This window comes from Mucilaginibacter aquaedulcis (genome assembly GCF_030409325.1).
Lineage (GTDB): Bacteria > Bacteroidota > Bacteroidia > Sphingobacteriales > Sphingobacteriaceae > Mucilaginibacter > Mucilaginibacter aquaedulcis.
Genome location: NZ_JAUFPR010000002.1, coordinates 2,435,467 through 2,455,071 on the forward strand (window position 1 = coordinate 2,435,467; position 19,605 = coordinate 2,455,071).

General features: G+C 42.2%; 18 protein-coding genes. 6 read left to right on the forward strand and 12 right to left on the reverse strand.

The genetic code is table 11. From position 1 onward, the window contains the following. Positions 1–22 precede the first annotated feature (22 nt). Entirely contained in the window at positions 23–1,045 is a 1,023-nt protein-coding gene (locus tag QWZ01_RS14545) for a rod shape-determining protein (RefSeq protein WP_090651245.1), read from the reverse strand. A 250-nt stretch (positions 1,046–1,295) separates the two neighbouring features. After that, positions 1,296–2,822, reverse strand: coding sequence for a bifunctional phosphoribosylaminoimidazolecarboxamide formyltransferase/IMP cyclohydrolase (gene purH / locus QWZ01_RS14550; protein ID WP_290324311.1), 1,527 nt, complete (start codon positions 2,820–2,822; stop codon positions 1,296–1,298). Between the two features lie 135 nt (positions 2,823–2,957). Between purH and QWZ01_RS14555 the strand changes: the two genes are divergently transcribed. The 4 genes from QWZ01_RS14555 to QWZ01_RS14570 all read left to right on the forward strand — a co-directional run bounded on the left by QWZ01_RS14555 (position 2,958) and on the right by QWZ01_RS14570 (position 7,767). Beyond that, a complete protein-coding gene (locus QWZ01_RS14555; protein WP_290324313.1) occupies positions 2,958–3,350 on the forward strand; it encodes a lipocalin family protein in 393 nt (130 codons plus the stop codon). An 80-nt stretch (positions 3,351–3,430) separates the two neighbouring features. Then, positions 3,431–4,174: a 3-oxoacyl-[acyl-carrier-protein] reductase gene (fabG, locus tag QWZ01_RS14560; RefSeq protein ID WP_290324315.1), complete on the forward strand. Its 744-nt coding sequence runs from the start codon at positions 3,431–3,433 to the stop codon at positions 4,172–4,174. Between the two features lie 287 nt (positions 4,175–4,461). Continuing rightward, a complete protein-coding gene (locus tag QWZ01_RS14565; protein ID WP_290324316.1) occupies positions 4,462–6,543 on the forward strand; it encodes a vWA domain-containing protein in 2,082 nt (693 codons plus the stop codon). A gap of 54 nt (positions 6,544–6,597) precedes the next feature. Then, a complete protein-coding gene (locus QWZ01_RS14570) occupies positions 6,598–7,767 on the forward strand; it encodes an acyltransferase family protein (protein WP_290324318.1) in 1,170 nt (389 codons plus the stop codon). An 88-nt stretch (positions 7,768–7,855) separates the two neighbouring features. Here the strand turns inward: QWZ01_RS14570 and QWZ01_RS14575 are convergent, their stop codons facing one another. From QWZ01_RS14575 to QWZ01_RS14615, 9 genes are all read right to left on the reverse strand, one after another. After that, positions 7,856–8,179, reverse strand: a complete 324-nt coding sequence (locus QWZ01_RS14575; protein ID WP_353959402.1) for an FtsB family cell division protein — start codon at positions 8,177–8,179, stop codon at positions 7,856–7,858. 152 nt (positions 8,180–8,331) lie between these two features. Then, positions 8,332–9,690: a DEAD/DEAH box helicase gene (locus QWZ01_RS14580; protein WP_290324320.1), complete on the reverse strand. Its 1,359-nt coding sequence runs from the start codon at positions 9,688–9,690 to the stop codon at positions 8,332–8,334. Positions 9,691–9,999: 309 nt separating this feature from the next. Further along, positions 10,000–10,539 (reverse strand): signal peptidase II, encoded by a 540-nt coding sequence (gene lspA / locus QWZ01_RS14585; protein WP_290324321.1) that lies wholly within the window; start codon positions 10,537–10,539, stop codon positions 10,000–10,002. 78 nt (positions 10,540–10,617) lie between these two features. Next, the gene (locus QWZ01_RS14590; protein WP_290324323.1) at positions 10,618–10,938 is read right to left on the reverse strand and encodes a DUF7683 domain-containing protein; all 321 of its coding nucleotides are present in this window, start codon (positions 10,936–10,938) and stop codon (positions 10,618–10,620) included. Between the two features lie 58 nt (positions 10,939–10,996). Continuing rightward, positions 10,997–12,292, reverse strand: coding sequence for a phosphopyruvate hydratase (gene eno, locus QWZ01_RS14595; protein ID WP_290324326.1), 1,296 nt, complete (start codon positions 12,290–12,292; stop codon positions 10,997–10,999). Between the two features lie 95 nt (positions 12,293–12,387). Continuing rightward, positions 12,388–13,161: a DUF2490 domain-containing protein gene (locus QWZ01_RS14600; RefSeq protein WP_290324329.1), complete on the reverse strand. Its 774-nt coding sequence runs from the start codon at positions 13,159–13,161 to the stop codon at positions 12,388–12,390. 88 nt (positions 13,162–13,249) lie between these two features. After that, the gene (locus tag QWZ01_RS14605; protein ID WP_290324331.1) at positions 13,250–14,350 is read right to left on the reverse strand and encodes an ABC transporter permease; all 1,101 of its coding nucleotides are present in this window, start codon (positions 14,348–14,350) and stop codon (positions 13,250–13,252) included. 104 nt (positions 14,351–14,454) lie between these two features. Next, positions 14,455–15,219: an ABC transporter ATP-binding protein gene (locus QWZ01_RS14610; protein ID WP_290324333.1), complete on the reverse strand. Its 765-nt coding sequence runs from the start codon at positions 15,217–15,219 to the stop codon at positions 14,455–14,457. A gap of 80 nt (positions 15,220–15,299) precedes the next feature. Further along, positions 15,300–15,530 (reverse strand): hypervirulence associated TUDOR domain-containing protein, encoded by a 231-nt coding sequence (locus QWZ01_RS14615; protein WP_290324335.1) that lies wholly within the window; start codon positions 15,528–15,530, stop codon positions 15,300–15,302. 569 nt (positions 15,531–16,099) lie between these two features. Between QWZ01_RS14615 and QWZ01_RS14620 the strand changes: the two genes are divergently transcribed. Continuing rightward, positions 16,100–17,326, forward strand: coding sequence for a dicarboxylate/amino acid:cation symporter (locus QWZ01_RS14620; RefSeq protein ID WP_290324337.1), 1,227 nt, complete (start codon positions 16,100–16,102; stop codon positions 17,324–17,326). Positions 17,327–17,777: 451 nt separating this feature from the next. Here the strand turns inward: QWZ01_RS14620 and QWZ01_RS14625 are convergent, their stop codons facing one another. Beyond that, positions 17,778–18,779: a hypothetical protein gene (locus tag QWZ01_RS14625; RefSeq protein ID WP_290324339.1), complete on the reverse strand. Its 1,002-nt coding sequence runs from the start codon at positions 18,777–18,779 to the stop codon at positions 17,778–17,780. Positions 18,780–18,967: 188 nt separating this feature from the next. On the opposite strand from QWZ01_RS14625, the gene QWZ01_RS14630 reads away from it, so the two are divergent. Next, positions 18,968–19,546: a PPC domain-containing DNA-binding protein gene (locus QWZ01_RS14630; RefSeq protein ID WP_290324340.1), complete on the forward strand. Its 579-nt coding sequence runs from the start codon at positions 18,968–18,970 to the stop codon at positions 19,544–19,546. The last annotated feature ends 59 nt before the right edge of the window (positions 19,547–19,605 follow it).

Consider the following 19,605-nt stretch of genomic DNA (forward strand, 5'->3'; position numbering starts at 1 on the left):
TCACTACTCACCACTCACTAAACTATTGCATTAAAAATTTAAAATTACCTATGTTTTTAAGCGCGGTTCCGGTTCCGCGTACCACCGCGCGAAGCGGATCTTCAGCAACGTGAACCGGCAGTTTTGTTTTGGCGGCCACACGTTTATCCAAACCACGCAATAAAGCGCCGCCACCTGTTAAATAGATACCTGTTTGATAAATATCGGCAGATAACTCGGGCGGGGTAATTTCCAATGCTTTTAAAATAGCTTCTTCTATTTTGGAGATAGATTTATCAAGACAATGTGCAATTTCGGTATATGATACCATAATCTGTTTTGGCACACCGGTCATCAGGTCGCGACCCTGAACGGCAAAATCAGCCGGCGGATCGGCAAGCTCCGGCAATGCCGCGCCTACTTCTATCTTGATCTTCTCGGCAGTACGATCACCAATCATGATGTTGTGCTGACGACGGATATATTGTACAATATCTGAATCAAAATTATCACCCGCCACACGGATAGACTGGTCACAAACAATACCCGACAAGGCAATAACCGCGATCTCGGTAGTACCACCACCAATATCAATGATCATGTTGCCCATTGGTTCTTCCACATCAATACCAATACCCACCGCGGCAGCCATTGGCTCATGAATCAGGTACACCTCTTTGGCACCGGCAATCTCGGCCGAGTCACGTACCGCGCGTTTTTCCACCTCGGTAATACCCGATGGAATGCAGATCACCATACGCAGCGACGGAAAGAACCATCCCTTACCCTGGTTAATCATTTTGATCATACCACGTATCATATGTTCGGCAGCGTTAAAGTCGGCAATTACACCATCTTTAAGCGGGCGTACGGTACGGATATTATCATGTGTTTTACCTTCCATTTGCATGGCCTGCCTGCCAATGGCGATAACTTTATTGGTTGTTCTGTCAAACGCCACAATAGATGGCTCATCAACAACAACTTTATCATTATGTATAATGAGGGTATTTGCCGTACCCAAATCAATAGCTATTTCTTGTGTAAAAAAGTTAAATAAACCCATTTAATGTTTCTTTCAAATAATCTGCAAAGTTTATAAAAATACGCTTTATAAAACTACATAGTTGCAATTAAAAGCGTTAAAAAATCATATTTATTGTTCTGAGGTTAGATTTAGTTGACAGGGTTTACTAAGTTGGGTTGAGTTGAATATATTTAAGTTATTTTTTCGCCCTTTCAACTCAATCACCTCCCTAATCCTAATAACTAACAACTTTATCAACTCAACCAATCACTTGTTTAGCAAGCCAAAATCAATGCTTAAAGTGACGAACGCCTGTAGTAACCATCGAAATACCTTTTTCGTTACACATGGCTACAGACAGTTTATCGTTAATAGAACCACCTGGTTGCAAAATGGCAGTTATGCCTGCCTCTGCAGCCAGTTCGGCGCAATCAGGGAACGGAAAAAACGCGTCAGACGCCATTACCGCGCCTTTAAGGTCGAATCCAAAACTTTCTGCTTTAATAACCGCCTGCCTCAAGGCATCAACCCTTGAAGTTTGACCAACACCACTGGCCAGCAGCTGACCATTTTTAGCAAACACAATAGTGTTTGATTTGGTATGCTTTACAACCTTGTTGGCAAAAAACAGATCATGCAGTTCGTGCTCTGTTGGCTGCCTTTCGGTAACCGGTGTCATTTGTGCCGGGCCTTCAATCACTGCATCTTTATCCTGTTCAATAACACCGTTCAACAATGTTTTAAATAGCTTGGTTGGCAAGTCTACCGGCTGGCGAACCAAAAGGATACGGTTCTTCTTTTCCTGTAATATACGTACAGCTTCGTCGGTAAATGCAGGGGCAATCAGTACTTCGTAAAACAATTTGGTGATCTCTGAAGCGGTATCTGCATCAATTTCGTCGTTGGCAATAATCACACCACCAAAAGCAGAAACCGGATCGCAAGCCAGGGCATCAATCCACGCATCCTTGATAGTTGAGCGCGAGGCTACACCACAAGCATTGGTATGCTTCAGAATAGCGATGGTTGGCTCAGTAAATTCATCAATAAGAGCTACAGCGGCATCCACATCAACCAGGTTGTTGTATGATAACTCTTTACCATGCAGCTTGGTGAACATGGCATCCAGATCGCCATAGAAAACGCCGCCTTGGTGTGGGTTTTCGCCGTAACGCAAAACCTGGTTGCTTTGTATGCTTTGTTTAAATACCGGCAGCGGTTCTTCCTGGTTAAAGTACTGGAATATGGCGCTATCGTAATGTGATGATATATTAAATGCTTTGTGTGCAAATGAACGGCGCTGATCTAAAGTAGTTGCACCTTCCTGGGTTTTCAGGATGTTTTCTAATGTACCGTAATCGTTTTTTGAGGCAACGATCACTACATCTTTAAAGTTTTTAGCTGCCGCGCGGATCAGAGAAATACCGCCAATATCTATCTTCTCGATAATATCTTCTTCGGCCGCGCCTGATTTTACGGTTTCCTCAAAAGGGTAAAGATCAACAATTACCAGGTCAATTTCCGGTATTTCGTACTGTGCAATCTGCTGTTCATCACTTTCAAAACCTCTGCGGGTTAAAATACCACCAAACACCTTAGGGTGCAGGGTTTTAACACGGCCACCTAAAATAGACGGATATGATGTAAGATCCTCAACCGGAATAACATTAACACCTAAGTTGCGGATAAAAGTTTCGGTACCACCGGTTGAATAGATATTAACACCAAGGCGGTTTAACTCATGAATGATGGGCTCTAAATTATCTTTATAATAAACAGAAATCAGAGCATTTTTTATTTGAACAGACTGGCTCATGTACGGGTGTTTTTTTGAGCCGCAAAGGTAGTGATATTTAGTTAATTGATGATTAGTTAATTGGAGATACTTTATAAAAAATTCATGATGTAGCGTAACAAGCAGGATAATCGTAATGTATAGAAAACCAAGATTATGAAATACCTTATTTTCACACTGCTTACGGCAATGATCATAGAGGTTAGTGCCTGCAAAAAAAACAATCACGAAGTTATTGCTAATACTACCTTAACAGGTAAGTGGAAATTGGCCCGCAACAAGATCAGCAGTGGTGGCCCTATGTATTGGGTAAAGGCCGCCAACACAACCAATGTGCTGTTCAATAATGATAGCACACTCGGCGGAACTACTTTCCCCGATTTTAAACAATACACGATAAAAGACAGTGTAACGCTTACCTTAACCGACGATGATAAAACCCAGTACCAGAATTACAGGTATGAAATAAAAGGCGACTCACTAAACATGAGTCTGAGCGGGCCAATTATATGTATTGAGGGCTGCATTATGCAGTTTATTAAGGACTAAAAGGCTGGATGATTTACGGCTTTCTCTAACTTCCCGACTAAATTACCTAACTTCACCGCCCGAAATCATATACTCAATTTATGAAATTATTAGAAGGAAAAACAGCGCTTATTACCGGTGCATCAAAAGGTATAGGCCGTAAAATAGCAGAAAAGTTTGCCGAGCACGGCGCTAATGTAGCATTTACTTACCTGTCATCGGTAGAAAAAGGCCAGGCACTGGAGCAGGAGCTGCAAAGCTTTGGCACCAAGGTAAAAGGCTACCGTTCTGATGCATCAAAATTTGACGAAGCTGAAAAACTGATCAACGACATTGTTGCCGATTTTGGCACCTTACATATTGTAGTAAATAATGCTGGCATAACCAAAGATGGTTTACTGATGCGTATGACCGAAGAAAACTGGGACGAAGTGCTTGATGTTAACCTGAAATCAATTTTCAACGTTACTAAGGCAGCATCAAAAATAATGATGAAAAGCCGCCAGGGTGTATTCATCAACATGAGTTCAGTTGTGGGCGTACAGGGTAACGCTGGTCAGGCCAATTACGCGGCCTCAAAAGCAGGTATCATTGGTTTCTCCAAATCGGTAGCTAAAGAGCTTGGCTCACGTAACATACGTACCAACGTGGTTGCCCCGGGCTTTATTAAAACGGAAATGACCGAGGTATTAGACCCTAAAGTAGTTGAAGGTTGGGAAGCTGGTATTCCGTTGAAACGTGCCGGCCAGCCTGAAGATGTAGCCAATGCCTGCGTTTTCCTGGCATCAGACATGGCTGCCTACATCACCGGACAGGTAATTCCTGTTGACGGTGGAATGTTGTAATTGTAAATTAAAATACAAAAGTCAAAATCTTGATGTTCGTCATCCTGTACTTGTTTCAGGATCTCTCAGGATAAGTTATTTTCTTGCTGTAAACTCTTTGCAAGTGAGATGCCGAAATAAATTCGGCATGACAGAATTCCTATCACAAAGGCCGGCAATAGCCGGCCTTTGTGAGTTTTGTATCAATTACAAAACAATAAACTTATTACCCTCCTATTTCACAATAATTTCGCATTTTGCAGGTGAACGTAAAGCGTGTTACGTAATACTTACAACGTATAATAAAAATGTTTTCAATAACCTGGGGCTCTGTTTCTGGATGGTGGGTACCTGTATGCCTTATATTGGGCATACTTTATGCCTGGCTTTTATACCGGCAACCTGTAAACCTGGGTAAAAACTTTAGGTTAGGGCTGGCTGCCATCCGGACTTTGGTAGTTTTCCTCATCGCTCTGCTCCTGGTTTCGCCGCTGGTGAAATCGGTAAAATACTCACCACAGAAACCGCTGGTATTAATTGCCCAGGATAACTCCTCATCTGTAAACACATTCAAAGCTCCCGGTTTCAATGCAGATAATTTTGTAACCAACCTGGCTAAACTAAAACAGGAACTGGGCGATGAATACGATGTGCAGGAGTTTAATTTCAGCAAAGATCTGGGTAACGGACTTTCCAACAAATTTAATGGCAAGCAAACCGATATATCCAATGCCCTGAAACAGCTTAATGATCGTTTCGTCAATCAAAACATTGGGGCACTAATTTTGGCCACCGACGGTTTGTACAACCAGGGTAACGATCCGCAGTATGAGGCCAAAAACATCAAGACCAGCATTTATACCATTGCCCTGGGCGATACTACTGCCAAACGCGACTTACTCATTGGTAACGTAAATTATAACAAGACAGCTTTTTTAGGCAACGACTTTGAGATTGAGGTTTTGACTGAAGCCTATCAAAGCAAGGGCGAAAATATCCGACTTACCGTAACTAATGATGGGCGACAGGCTTTTACCCAAACCGTTCCTGTTACATCTTCAGATTTCAAAAAGGTGATCCCCATTAAGCTAACTGCCGATAAAAAGGGACTGCGTAAATATAACATCAGCATTGCCCCGGTAAAAAACGAGCTATCTGCTCAAAACAATACTGAAACTATTTACATAGATGTGCTGGATGCCCGGCAAAAAGTTTTGGTACTGTATCAAAGCCCCCACCCCGACATTACGGTTATTAAGCAGGCCATTGAAACCAACAAAAACTTTGAAGTAAAAACCAGTTTGCTTGCTGACTTAAGCAGCATTAAACTTGCAGATTACAGTTTGATCGTTCTTTATCAAATTCCTGCCAGTGTTTCAGCTCCTTTAAAGAGCTTCATAACTAAAAGCAAAACCCCTGTCTGGTACATACTGGGCTCGCAAACAGACCTTCAGGCATTCAATGCCGAGCAAAATAATGTAAAGATCAGTTCGGGTCGTGAAGAATCGCAAGAGGTATTTGCCCTGCCGGATGCGGGCTTTGCAGCCTTTACGCTATCTGATTCATCGCGCAAAAAAATTGTTTCGCTGCCTCCGTTGCTTGCTCCATTTGGTAGTTATGGCACATCAACCAACACCGCCGTTTTGCTCAGGCAAAAGATAGGCGCTGTTACAACTACTTATCCTCTGCTGGCCTTTGCCGATGAAGCCGACCGCCGCATAGCCATACTAACCGGCGAAGGCCTTTGGCGCTGGCAACTGGCCGAATACCAAAATTATGGTAACCGCAATGCTACTGATGAGCTATTGAGCCAAACCGTACAATATTTAACTGCCAATGCCAACCGTCAGCGTTTTCGGGTGTACCCGGCACGAAACGTTTTTGATGAGGGCGAAAATGTGATCCTAAATGCTGAATTGTATAATGATGCCCTTGAACTGATCAACACAGCTGATGTTAAAATAGAATTAAAGAACAGTACAAGAAAAAACTACAGCTTCCTGTTTAGCCGCAGCGGACAAAGCTATACACTTGATGCAGGCACCCTGCCTGTTGGCGAATACAACTATACAGCCACCACACAAAACGGCAAGCAACAATTTAAAGCTACAGGATTATTAACCGTAAAACCACTTAACCTGGAAACCAGGCAAAGCGCAGCTAACCATACTTTGCTTAACACTATTGCCAAACAAAGCGGTGGCCAAATGTTGTACCCTGCACAGTTGAGTCAGCTGGCCGGAATAATTCGCAAAAACGATAATATTAAAACTGTGGTTTATGAAGATAAACACTACAGCGATATTATTGATATCAAATGGCTGTTTGTACTTATCCTTTTATTATTAACCGGCGAATGGTTTTTAAGAAAACGTGAGGGCGAAGTGTAAAAGAGCTTACTGTCATCTCCAATTAAACATAAACAATAAATTATAGATCAGCCCATGCCTTCGGTTACATCCAGCCTACCAGAAAAACATAAGCTACAAGGCTTAGATCACTTAAGGGCATTGGCTATCACCTACGTGTTGCTATTCCATTATCAACTGTTCGCACATCCTGATTGGGTGAATAGTATAGGCAACTTTGGATGGACAGGGGTTGATCTGTTTTTTGTGCTAAGCGGTTTCTTAATTGCCGGGCAGCTCTTTGATGCAGTAAAAAAAGGAAAATCAATTTCGTTAAAAGAGTTTTTTGCCAAACGCTTTTTCAGGATAATTCCGCCTTACCTGGTTATGTTTTTTTTATACACTCTCATTCCTTTTTTACGCGAGCGGGAGCATTTAGCTGCATGGTGGAAATACCTAACCTTTACACTTAATTTCGGATTAGATTTAAGAACAACAGGCACATTTACTCATGCCTGGTCATTATGTGTTGAAGAACAGTTTTATTTGATACTACCGTTAACCCTTTTATTGTTCAACCACTTTAAGGCGGGTAAAAAAGCTGCTTATATTCTCCCGGGCTTGTTTATTCTCGGTTTTATTTTCAGATATGTGAGCTGGCATTATTTTGTTGAGCCTGAATTATCTTCAGATTATTTTGGTGCTGTATGGAACCAATTTATCTACTACCCTACTTATAACCGGTTGGATGGGTTACTTGTTGGTGTTAGCATTGCAGGAGCTTATACTTTTTATCCTCAAATGAAGGAAGCAATGAACAGATATAGTAATTTACTTATGTGCTCAGGCTTAATAATTTTAATAGCAGCATGGTTTATTTGTACTCCTGAAGATACTTTTATAACTGCCCTATGGGGCTTCCCGCTGATTGCTTCAGGCTATGGATTAATTGTGGCAGCCATAGTATGCCCTTCTAATTTCTTTTATAAACTTAAATCAGTTGTGACTACTCAATTGGCAACGTTATCCTATGGCTTATACCTATCCCATAAATTACTGATCCACCTTTGTCAAAATATGCTTCCAAAAGTAGGCATCGAAAAAAACAGCAATCTCATGATGGCATGTTGTTTCGTTGCTGCTATTGGGGGTGCTGTAATTTTAAGATATACTATTGAAAAACCTTCACTAAAAATACGGGACAAAGTATTGCAAAAATGGAAACGGGAAAAGCTAAAGGAATCCGCAGCCATTGCCGCTACATAGTATTTTTTTAAATGCACAAAAAAAGCGATGAATTGACCCATCGCTTTATATATCCTGTTTCCTGACTCTAAAAGTCCTGACTCTCTATCTATTTGTCCTTCTTTTCGTGTACTATTACAAAAACATCCTCATTATCTTTTTTCATGAGATACTTTTCGCGGGCAAATTTTTCGAGTTGTTTTGGGTTCGATGTTAGCTCGTTCAGTTCTTTATTAACCTCATCTGTTTGGGCTTTATAAAAATCACGTTCGGCTTTAAGCTTATTTACCTGGCGGCGATATTCATACTGCGAAAACAGATCGTTCCGATCGAAGAATATCATCCACACCACAAAGGCCAGGGTAACCAAAAAAAACTTGTTTTTTAAAAGGTCAATAAGGCGTTTCATTGATATGGGCTCTTTGAATTTCATTTAAAGCTATTTAAATTTTTTGAGAGGCACAAATATGCTTATTAACTTATTAACAATAAAGTTTCGGTTGAAATAAAAAATACGCCCGGTTATTACAAACAAAAAGCAACACTTGTTCGGTGTTGCTTTTTGTTTGAGTATGTAATAAGTGCTTAGTGTCTGTTTCCGCCAGATGAACGGCTTGCTCCGCTCATTCCGCTATTACCGCCCGACTTGCTTTTACCGCCTTGCCTGTTACCACCGCCAGAGCGATTACCACCTGGTTTGCCGCCGCGCCTGTTACCGCCGCCGCCTCTGCCCGATGGTGAGCTTTTACGCAAATTGGCATTAGCTGTGCCTTTTTTAGCCGCCATACCCGCCGCTACCGCAACCGGACTAAGCGGATAAGGATGTGCCTCTTCAACCGGGATTTCTTTGGCTATCAGTTTATGAATATCTTTTAAAAATTCAATTTCATCCTCGTCGCAAAAAGAAAATGCTATACCGTTGGCACCCGCCCTGCCTGTACGGCCGATACGGTGTACATAGGTTTCAGGAATGTTAGGGATCTCGTAGTTTATAACGTGGGTAAGCTCGTCAATATCAATACCGCGTGCTGCAATATCCGTAGCTATTAAAACACGTGTAGTACGGTTTTTAAAATTGGTTAAAGCCCGCTGACGTGCATTTTGCGATTTGTTACCGTGAATGGCTTCAGCAGTGATGCCTACACGGGTAAGGTCTTTCACCACTTTATCGGCACCATGTTTGGTACGGGTAAATACAAGTACGGTTTTAATGTTCTTATCCTTTAAGATATGGATGAGCAACGATTTTTTATCGTTCTTATCTACATAATAAAGTGATTGCTGTATGGTATCGGCAGTTGATGATACCGGGGTAACCTCAATTTTTTCAGGATTGGTTAATATGGTATCGGCCAAGTGCTGAATTTCTTTTGGCATAGTAGCCGAAAAGAAAAGAGTTTGCCTTTTTGCAGGTACTTTGGCAATGATCTTTTTAACATCATTTACAAAACCCATATCCAGCATGCGGTCGGCCTCATCAAGTACCAGCATTTTAACGTGCTCCAGATGAATAAAACGCTGGTTCATCAAGTCAAGCAAACGGCCAGGGGTTGCTATCAAAATATCAACACCACGCCTTAAAGCATCAACCTGTGGGTTTTGTGACACACCGCCAAAAATCACGAGGTTCTTTAAACCGGTATGTTTACCATAAGCAGTAAAGCTTTCGCCAATTTGTATGGCCAGTTCGCGGGTTGGGGTTAATATCAGTGCTTTAATTGTTTTTTGCTCTTTATGAGCAATCCTGTCCTGATGCAATAAATGCAAAATAGGCAGGGCGAAAGCAGCGGTTTTACCGGTGCCTGTTTGCGCGCAACCCAGTAAATCCTGGTGCTGCAATATAATGGGGATGGCTTGTGCCTGTATTGGTGTAGGTGTAGTATATCCCTCAGTTTTTAAGGCCTTGAGTAAGGGCTCAATTAATTTTAAATTTTCAAATGACATGTAATGGTTGTAATGTGTATTGTGCTATCGCCAAAGCAAATGCGGGTCTGACGAGTTTTTCGGTAATCAAAACCGTAGGGGCGAATAAGTATTTTTTTGCAAAGATACACTTTTTATATCAGATGCACAGATGAGGGCTTTTTGTGCATCGAGTTGCCATTGAGGTTTTTTAATTCTCTCCCAACGGGAGGGGTGCGGTTGGTCTGTGCAGTCGCAGGGAGGGGTTGATCTACTGCAAAGTACCCCTACCTCCTCCTTCCCCAAGGAAGGAATCACACTTATCCAACGCACTTAGATTTACAACTGTGACTAAACCTCTACCTTTTCGCCGTTACCCGCCTGCTTTTGGTTCTTGATCTGGCGGTCTTTAAGAAATGATTGTACAAGTAAAATGCCTACACCTGCCATGATCGACATGTCAGCTACGTTGAAAACGCCGGTTTGAGCCCAACTAAATTTAATGAACATAAAATCGGTTACGCTGTGGTATACCCACCTGTCGTAAAGATTACCAAAACCTCCTGCAAGTACCAGTACTATGCCTAAGGCATTCAGTTTATTTAAATTGTTTTTTAGCAACACATATAACAAGCCAAAAAGCAACACCCCTGCCGGCAACAGGGTTAGCAGTATAAAGCGCCACGGGTTACCCAACGAATCGCCAAGACTTAAAAACGCTCCTGTATTTTCGGTACGTACCAGCTGAAAATGTTCTGATTTAAAGGGATACAGTACCTCGTAGAAATTAAAATGCTTGCGTACATATATTTTTGAAAGCTGATCAAGCCCGATATCAACTATCAGGATCACCAGTATTACCAATCCCCTCAAAATCCCTTTTCTGTTCATTAATATATGTAATTATAAATTATTATGGTACAATAACGTAGTTGCAACGGTTTAATTATCAGCGAGTATAAGCAGTGGTTATTGCTTTGGCGGTGGATATTCGCCCATGAAACCCTTATCGCGTTTGGTTTGCTCCCAGTTATCGGTATAAGCCGCAAGCCAGTAATCATACTTATCAAAATCAAACTCCAGGGTGGTGTATGGTTTTAAAAATGTAGCATCTACGGGCTCAATCTGATACATGTCAAACAGCGGGTCTTCCGAATCTACCTCGTAGTAGTTTTGCAGAATGGAAAGTTCAATAGGTGCAAGGTCAACCTGCCCGGCTAAAGAATCGTCGGTTTTATCAAAGTATTGAATTTCGCGCTTTAACCACTCCGGCTGTTTAACGTTGCCCATTTGTATCAATTAAAAAAGAGCCACCTGTTTTAAGCAGATGGCTCTTTAATGAGTTATATTATTTTTTTAAGAATTTGAAATCCTTACCGATGAATTTTGCATTGCTGCCTAATTCTTCTTCAATACGTAACAATTGGTTGTATTTAGCGATCCTGTCTGAACGTGAAGCCGAACCGGTTTTGATCTGACCGCAATTTAATGCTACAGCTAAATCAGCAATGGTTGCATCTTCAGTTTCGCCAGAACGGTGGCTCATTACCGAAGTAAAGCCATTGGTTTGCGCTAAAGTTACTGCGTTGATGGTTTCAGTTAATGAACCAATTTGGTTAACTTTTACAAGGATTGAGTTAGCAATACCTTCGCTAACACCTCTTTGTAAACGTTTGGTGTTGGTTACAAACAAATCGTCACCTACTAACTGAACGTTTTTACCAATTTTGTCGGTTAAAATTTTCCAGCCATCCCAATCATCCTCAGCCATACCGTCTTCAATAGAGATAACAGGGTATTTAGCTGCTAATTCAGCCAGGTAATCAGCCTGCTCAGCGCTGGTGCGGATAGCACCTTTATCGCCTTCAAACTTAGTGTAATCGTATTTACCATCTTTGTAAAACTCAGATGCAGCACAATCAAACGCGATGTAAATATCTTCACCTGGTTTGTAACCAGCTTTTTCAATTGCTTTTAAGATGGTTTCAACCGCATCTTCAGTACCTTCAAAAGTTGGAGCAAAACCACCTTCGTCACCTACAGCAGTAGATAAACCACGGTCATGCAGAATTTTTTTCAGGTTATGAAATACTTCAGTACCCCAACGCAGTGCTTCTGAGAAAGAAGGAGCGCCAACCGGCATGATCATAAATTCCTGGAAAGCGATAGGCGCATCAGAGTGTGAACCACCGTTGATGATGTTCATCATCGGGATGGGTAAAGTGTTTGCATTTACACCACCAATGTAGCGGTATAAAGGCTGGCGGCTTTCCTGAGCTGCAGCTTTGGCAACTGCTAAAGAAACACCTAATATAGCGTTAGCACCTAATTTACCTTTGTTTTCGGTACCATCGATCTCGATCATTAACGCGTCGATAGCATTTTGATCAAATACATCAATACCTTTTAATTCAGGAGCTAAAATATCGTTTACGTTGGCAACGGCTTTTAACACACCTTTACCCATGTATTTTGTTTTATCGTTATCGCGAAGTTCAACGGCTTCGTGAACACCGGTTGATGCACCTGATGGTACAGCAGCCCTGCCGAAAGCACCGTTCTCTGTTAATACCTCTACCTCGATGGTAGGGTTACCACGCGAATCTAAGATCTGGCGGGCATGTACGTCAATTATTAAGCTCATAGTTTATTGTCAGATATTTGTAATTTGTAAACCGCGGGCTAAGTTAATAGCAAAATCAAGAAATCACAATTGAAATTTTGTATTTGTTATGATTCTTAATCGGTAGTTGTTGGTAAAAGCTCTCTTTGAACTCCATTTTTCCGATTTATACGATACATTAACATAAGCATAATGTTATTTTTACCACTGCTGGTAGTTGCGGAGTAGTTTCGCTGATTGATCCAGCCTGCCTGTGCTATCCATTTTTTATCAAACTGATAGCCTAATGCCGCCGAAACCCGGTTACGCTCGAAATTTGGGGCCTTATTATTAAAAAACACCTCATCAAAAATGGATAAGAACCAGGTTTTAGCAATAATCTTTCTATTATTTAAGGGAATAAACATATTTAGGCGATAGCGAAAGCGGTTTCGGTAATCGCCGTTTACCCATCGTTGTTCTATACGGTACCGATGTTCAAATTTTATACGATCCAGGAACTGGTTAACTGTCATCTGCTCCCACAGCCTGAATTCGTTAGTTACAGGTCCGGCATTCACATCTGTATAATCATAGGTATGGTAAGTACCGGTACCCAAAAGGGCGATAAAGTTTTTATCCAGATCGTAACTAACACCGGCTTTGGCCTCATAATATTGAAATTGTGAAATAGGGCCATTCGTACGGATTTGTAATTCGGAATAGCCACCCCATCTATGCAAACTATCGCCGGGTAATACCACTGTGGCTATGCCCCATGTACCTACTTTTGAATCCTGAGCTTTAACATTAAGTGAACATATTGTTAACAAAGCAACAATCAGAACAATTGCGTTTAAGTTTTTTAACATCATATTAAGGTTAATACCGCAAAAGTATTTCCTTAACATTACCTTAATGTTAATATAAACACTGTTAATGTTATATTAATGTTAAGTAATTTCAAAAGCAAACAGGGAAAGCTTAGTTTATTACAAGTTATTCCCATTTAAAGGTTTTAACAGCTACAGCGTATATAATGAAAAACCATACCAGTAATATTAACAATTGATGGGTAACATCGCCCAGGCCCGCACCTTCAAAAGCTACCTTACGCATGGCATTATTCAAATGTGTAAGTGGCAGTACATTACTGATAACCTGCAACCATTTCGGGAAGGCGGTTACCGAAAAAAATGTACCAGACAATAAAAACTGAGGTAAGGTTATAATATTAGACAAAGGCGGAACAGTACTCTCATTTTTAGCAATACCGGATACGGTAAAACCAAAGCCCATGAATATAATGAGCCCAATGGCCGAGAGCACCAGCATATTAAGCACCGTAGTTACGCCATGCACCAGTGTAAAGCCAAACATATAATGCCCTACCAGTATAATAAACAGCGAACCTAACAACGAGAATGTAAGGCGGGCCAGCGCCTCGCCCAGTACAATGCTGTAGCGTTTAACCGGGGTAGCAAAAAAGCGTTTAATAACCAGCGTTAAACGCAAACTTAAAAACACGAAGGCTGTACCAAAAACACCGCTGCTTAACAGCGAGAAACCCAACTGCCCAGGCAATATAAAATCAATGTATTTATACTCGCGCCCCTGTATGGTACTTTCCCTGATCTCGGCTACGGGCGGTGTGCCCTTCAGCGCGTTGTTGTTAATATTATAGTATATGTTGCTCAGTACCGACCGCAATATATTCCCCTTTTCGGCCGAGGCTTTGGTGTATTGTACATTGATAGTGAATGGCGGGCGGCTATTGTTTTTTTGGATGTTGATAATAGCATCAAGGCTGCCTTTTGACAGGTTGGTGTTCATCTCCTCGGCAGATTGATCCTGTACCAGGTTTACCACTTTCACACTTTTCAGCGCCTTGTATACCGGGCTGATGGTATCGCTGCCTTTGGCTACACCCACATCAACGGTAACGCCGCCGCCGCCAATATTGGCAAAAACAATAATAAATATAAGCGGAAAAGCCAGCGTAAATACCACAGCCGATGGGCTGCGCAATATTGACCTGAAACTGGCCTTAGCAATGGCCAGCGTTGCTTTTGTGTTACTATATGATTGGTTTGGGTTCATTTGATTATTAAAGTCCGGATGACGGAAAGACCGAAAGTCCGGAAGTGTCTTGATTTGTTAACTTAACTTATAACTTGGAACTCATTACTGGAAACTTTGGCCTCTTACCCCTCCCGCCATTCTTTACCGGTAAGGTTAATGAACACATCTTCCAGGTTGGCTAATTTAACCTGCTTTTTGCGTTCAAAGCCCGATGCTACCAATTCATCAATAAAATGATCGGGTGTATCAATGCCGATGATATGACCGCCATCAACAAAGGCTACCCTATCGCACAATACCTCGGCCTCATCCATATAATGGGTGGTAATTACAACGGTTGTGCCCTGGTCGCGTATTTCGCGTATCAGATCCCAAAGGTTACGGCGGGCCTGCGGGTCGAGGCCGGTAGTAGGTTCATCCAAAAAAATGATCCGGGGATTATTGATGAGCGTGGTAGCAATAGAAAAACGCTGTTTTTGACCACCTGATAGATCTTTGTACTTTGCTTTGGCCTTATCGGTAAGCGCTACTTTTTCCAGCATCTCCATCGGGCTTTTATCAATTCCATACAAGCCCGAAAAAAGGGTAATGAGTTCAGACAGGTTAAGATTTGGGTAGTAACCGGCAGCCTGCAGTTGCACGCCTATTCGCTTTTTAATGCTGTCGGTATCAGTTTCAATATCAAAGCCATCCACAACAATGCGGCCCGAAGTTTTTTCGCGCAGGGTTTCAATGATCTCGAGTGTAGTTGTTTTACCGGCACCGTTGGGGCCGAGCAAGCCAAAAATCTCGCCCTCAAATACTTCAAAACTTATGCCTTTTACAGCTGCAAAATCGCCATAGTTTTTAACAAGGTCGTTTACAGTAATGATGGGTTGTTTGGTCATAGGGTAAAAATGCGTCAGATTAATGAAATAACCATGAGTTTTTGCTTGTATTACAGAATTTTTACAACCCGGCACCTCTTTCAAGACTTCTGCTTTCGGTGAGCGTGGGCGGGAGTTAATTCGCTTTCTGATTTTAGTACTTTGTTGCCGTTATCCTGCTTAATATCATAGGCAGGCTCATTTTTACTGGCATTGCGTTTTACTTTGGTGCCTTTAATGGTTTTTGCAACCGGTTCGGTATGCTTGCCGGTAATTTTGCCTTGGGCTTCTGATTTGCCCCATTTCCAGTTTACGGTATCTCCCTTTTTCATTATAAAGTAGGATTGATGTATTGATATTAACAGGAGATACCGCATAATGATTTGATTATTATTATTTTATCAAATGCCCTATGGAGTGCCACCATGCTTCAGCATATTCGGCTGCCTTTAGCAATAATTGTATAATTTGTACAGCAAGTAAAGTTTTCATGATATGAGTAGTTTGTAGTTCAAATGTGCTAACAGAATAGTTTTTTAAGTAATGCTTTTAGGCGAAGTCCATCAAACTTCCGGTAAACGGCCGAAAATTACCGATGAAAAATTCTGCTGTTAAATAATCAGCATTACCGAACTTATCAGGTAAATAATGCGGCCATTACCTGTGTAAATAATGGCGAATGTTCCTGTAAATAAACTATGAGTGATATAAATGGGGTAGCTAAAGTTTTCATCGTGATCTTGTTTCTTTATTCAAAGATGCCAGCCTAACTTTATAGTAAACAGTGCTTTTTGACCAGTCACCGGAAATTTTCGGTAAACGGCATAAAAGCGGGGGCGAATATTTTACCGGGACCACCTGCATCTTTGCAAGCCTGAACCTAAAATCGTATCATTGGCTAATGAAACGCCTTTTATCAAACCTAACTTTCCAGGTTCTTTTTGCTATTGCCTTAGGTATCATCGTAGGGCTAAACTTTAAAGGTTTTGGCCCTACTGCGGAGATGATTAGCAAGATGTTCATCAGCCTGATCACCATGATCATAGCGCCTATCATTTTTTTTACCATAGTGCTGGGCATTGCAGGCATGAGCGATATGAAAAAGGTGGGCCGTGTAGGCGGCAAGGCCCTGCTTTATTTTGAGGTGGTTACCACTTTTGCCCTTGTTATTGGGGTTACTGTAGCCAACCTCATTAAACCCGGTGAAGGCTTTGTAAACCATACCGCTGTTGATACCAACAAACTGGCTAACTATCAAAAAGCTGCCGAAGAAATGCATTGGGCCGATTTTTTTACCCACATCATTCCATCCAATGCGTTTGAAGCTTTTGCCAAGGGCGATATTTTACAGATACTATTCTTTGCCATTCTGTTTGGCTTTGGCCTTAGCCGCATGGGCGAAACCGGGCAATCTGTTATCCAGTTGTTTGATAAACTATCTAAGGTTTTCTTCAACATTATGCGGATCGTGATGAAGGTGGCCCCTATTGGTGCCTTTGGAGGCATGGCCTTTACCATCAGCAAGTATGGTATCAAAACTCTGCAGCCGCTGGCCATGTTAATGGGTTCTGTTTATTTGACCATGTTCCTGTTTATTTTTGTGGTGCTCAACCTTATCTGCTACATGTTTGAGTTTAGCCTTTGGAAATACCTGGTACATATCAAGGAAGAGATACTCATAGTACTGGGCACTTCCTCCTCGGAATCGGCCCTGCCGGGGATGATGGATAAGCTCGAAAAATTCGGCTGTTCCAAATCGGTAGTGGGTTTGGTGATCCCCACAGGGTATTCCTTTAATCTGGATGGCACTACGATATACCTGTCTATGTCGGTGATATTTCTGGCACAGGTTTTTCATATCCCATTATCTGTTTACCAGCAGCTAACCATCATCGGTATTTTGATGATCACCTCCAAAGGGGCGGCAGGCGTAACCGGCAGCGGCTTCATAGTACTTACCAGCACCCTGGCGGCCATCAAGGTTATCCCGGTAGAGGGCGTGGCCATATTGTTAGGTGTCGACAGGTTTATGTCCGAAGCGCGGGCCATCACCAACGTGATCGGGAATGGGGTTGCCACCATTGTGATTGCCAAAAGCGAAAAAGAGTTTACCCCCCCGACCAACTGAAGGGGGAGTTTCCTTGTAAACTTCTTAAAATTTTATTTTAATAGTTTTTAGCTCAAAATTTGATCGTTTTACATTAAAATTCACTTAAAATTTGGCAGAAATTGCTGTTTTATATCAGCTTTGACGGTTTTCGATGCGCTTTTTAAACTTTAAAAAGTTATAAATTATTGACTATCAGATAATATTTACTAAATATCACCATTTTAAAGAACTTCTGTTTTAACCAAACGGCCCGTTACTCTTTAGTTCAGAGTAACGGGCCGTTTGTATTTTAAAGGTACGAAAATTCAGGGGTAAAAGCAATTTCATTAATGTTTGCCATTTCGACGAGGTACGAGGAGAAATCTTGCGCACTTGCTATGTTCAACGTATAAGATTTCTCCCTACGATCGAAATGACAACAAAGTTGATAATACCGCAAATCAAAAGTTCCCCCTTCAGGTGGCCGGGATTAATTACAAACTACCTTCAACTTCTTTGTATAATCCGGGTTAAGTGGTTCGTTGGTTTGGGCCAGGCGCTGGGCACCTACGTTGGCGGGGCAGGCAATGCCATTAGGACCATCATAAATCAAGCCGGGTTTGGTGCTGATAAGCTCCTGCGGAACATAGATCTGCACGGTGGTACGTTGGTAGCCATGCGGAATAAAGCGGATATAATATCCATCCGGATGCAACGACCATATGCCTGATGGTACTTCTGGGTCGGGCTGGGGTGCCAGGCCCGCCAGTACCGCATATTTTTCCATATCCTCGTAGGATGCATTGCTGGAGGCCGCTAACTGGCGAATATTATTTTCGGCCTCAAAAACACTCTGCGCGGCTGGCGGCAGCTGGCTTTTAGCCTTGTCCATAACGCTGGCCGGCAGCACGCCAAGCGCGCCTCCCTCCAGCATCAGCAGCTCGTCAGTTGATAGCAGCTTGGTAGCCGTAAGTTTAATGCTGTTGCTCATATCAACAAAGCGGGTGCGGGCAATAATAGCCCATAGTAATACCTGTATGCTGTGCTGATCAACCTCGGCATGTTTTTCGGCATGTTTCAGTATCAGTATCACCACGTCGCGTTTGGGGCCAATCACGGGTGCAAGCATATAGCCATCGCCGGTGCTGGGGCCGCGTGTACCAGCGTGCAGACAATAACTTTTATTAGTCATTTCATAATAACCGGCACAAAGCTTATAAGCCCCTTCGGGTGTTTTTGGTAAAAGATATAAAGGCTCGGGAGTTTTGCCTTCCATAAATGATGGCGGCTTGGAACCGGTTTTGTCAACATCTTTAAAACTGGTGCTGATGGCTTGCGGTTGTTTCAATATCTTGCTTAAACCGCCGCCCGATACCATGTCTGAGCCTTTGTCCAGCAGTTTTTTTCCGAAACCGCCAAACTGCGCGTGGGCAGCAGTAACACAGAGCAGGCATACGAAGAGCGTAATAATAAGGTGTTTGCTTTTTTTCATAAGTAACAGGTTTGTAAAGCTAAATTAGTGAAAATGATATACGTACGATGTGAAATTGACCGAATAACCGTAGCCCTTGCTGCTATTAGGGAGCAGCGCATCAACAGGAAATAAAAGTTTAGGCCGGGCAAACATTAAATGCTTAAACTTTTAAGCCGTAAAATGGTTTTGGATAAAAGCATTTTATCATGAAAAACTTATTTACCAAAAACGCATTCGGCACTATCATCCTATTTGCCGCGATATGGGTGTTTACTGCCCAATATGCTGCCGCGCAGGAATATGTATCGCCGGTAAAACCTATCGAAACGGGTCGGTCGCCGGGAGTTAAATCAAAGCTCATTAATTCGGCACCAAAAACCTACATACTTGTTTTTGCCAAAGGCGATGAGATACTATCGGGCATTACCGAGTTTGCTCAAAAGAATAATATCAAAACCGCCCACTTTACAGCCATTGGCGATGCCACTGCCGCCAAAGTGGGCTGGTATGATAAAGAACGTAAAATGTTTAAGGTGATAACTATTAATGAGCAATCGGAAATTACCTCCATGGTGGGCGATATTGCCTGGCTAAATAACAGCAAGCCATCTGTTCATGCCCACATAAACCTGGCCGATAGCAGCGGCCTGGTACACGGCGGCCATCTGCTGGAAGCATTTGTTTCGCCCACGCTTGAGGTAGTGCTTACTGTTGACCCCATTGCTATGCACAAAGGCTTCAATGAAGAGTCGGGCATTAATCTGATCGACCCTAATAAGCCTTAAAACAGGAAATAGCGCCTCACTATGTTGCTGAGGCCCATGGCTGGCCGCCAAAAATATCT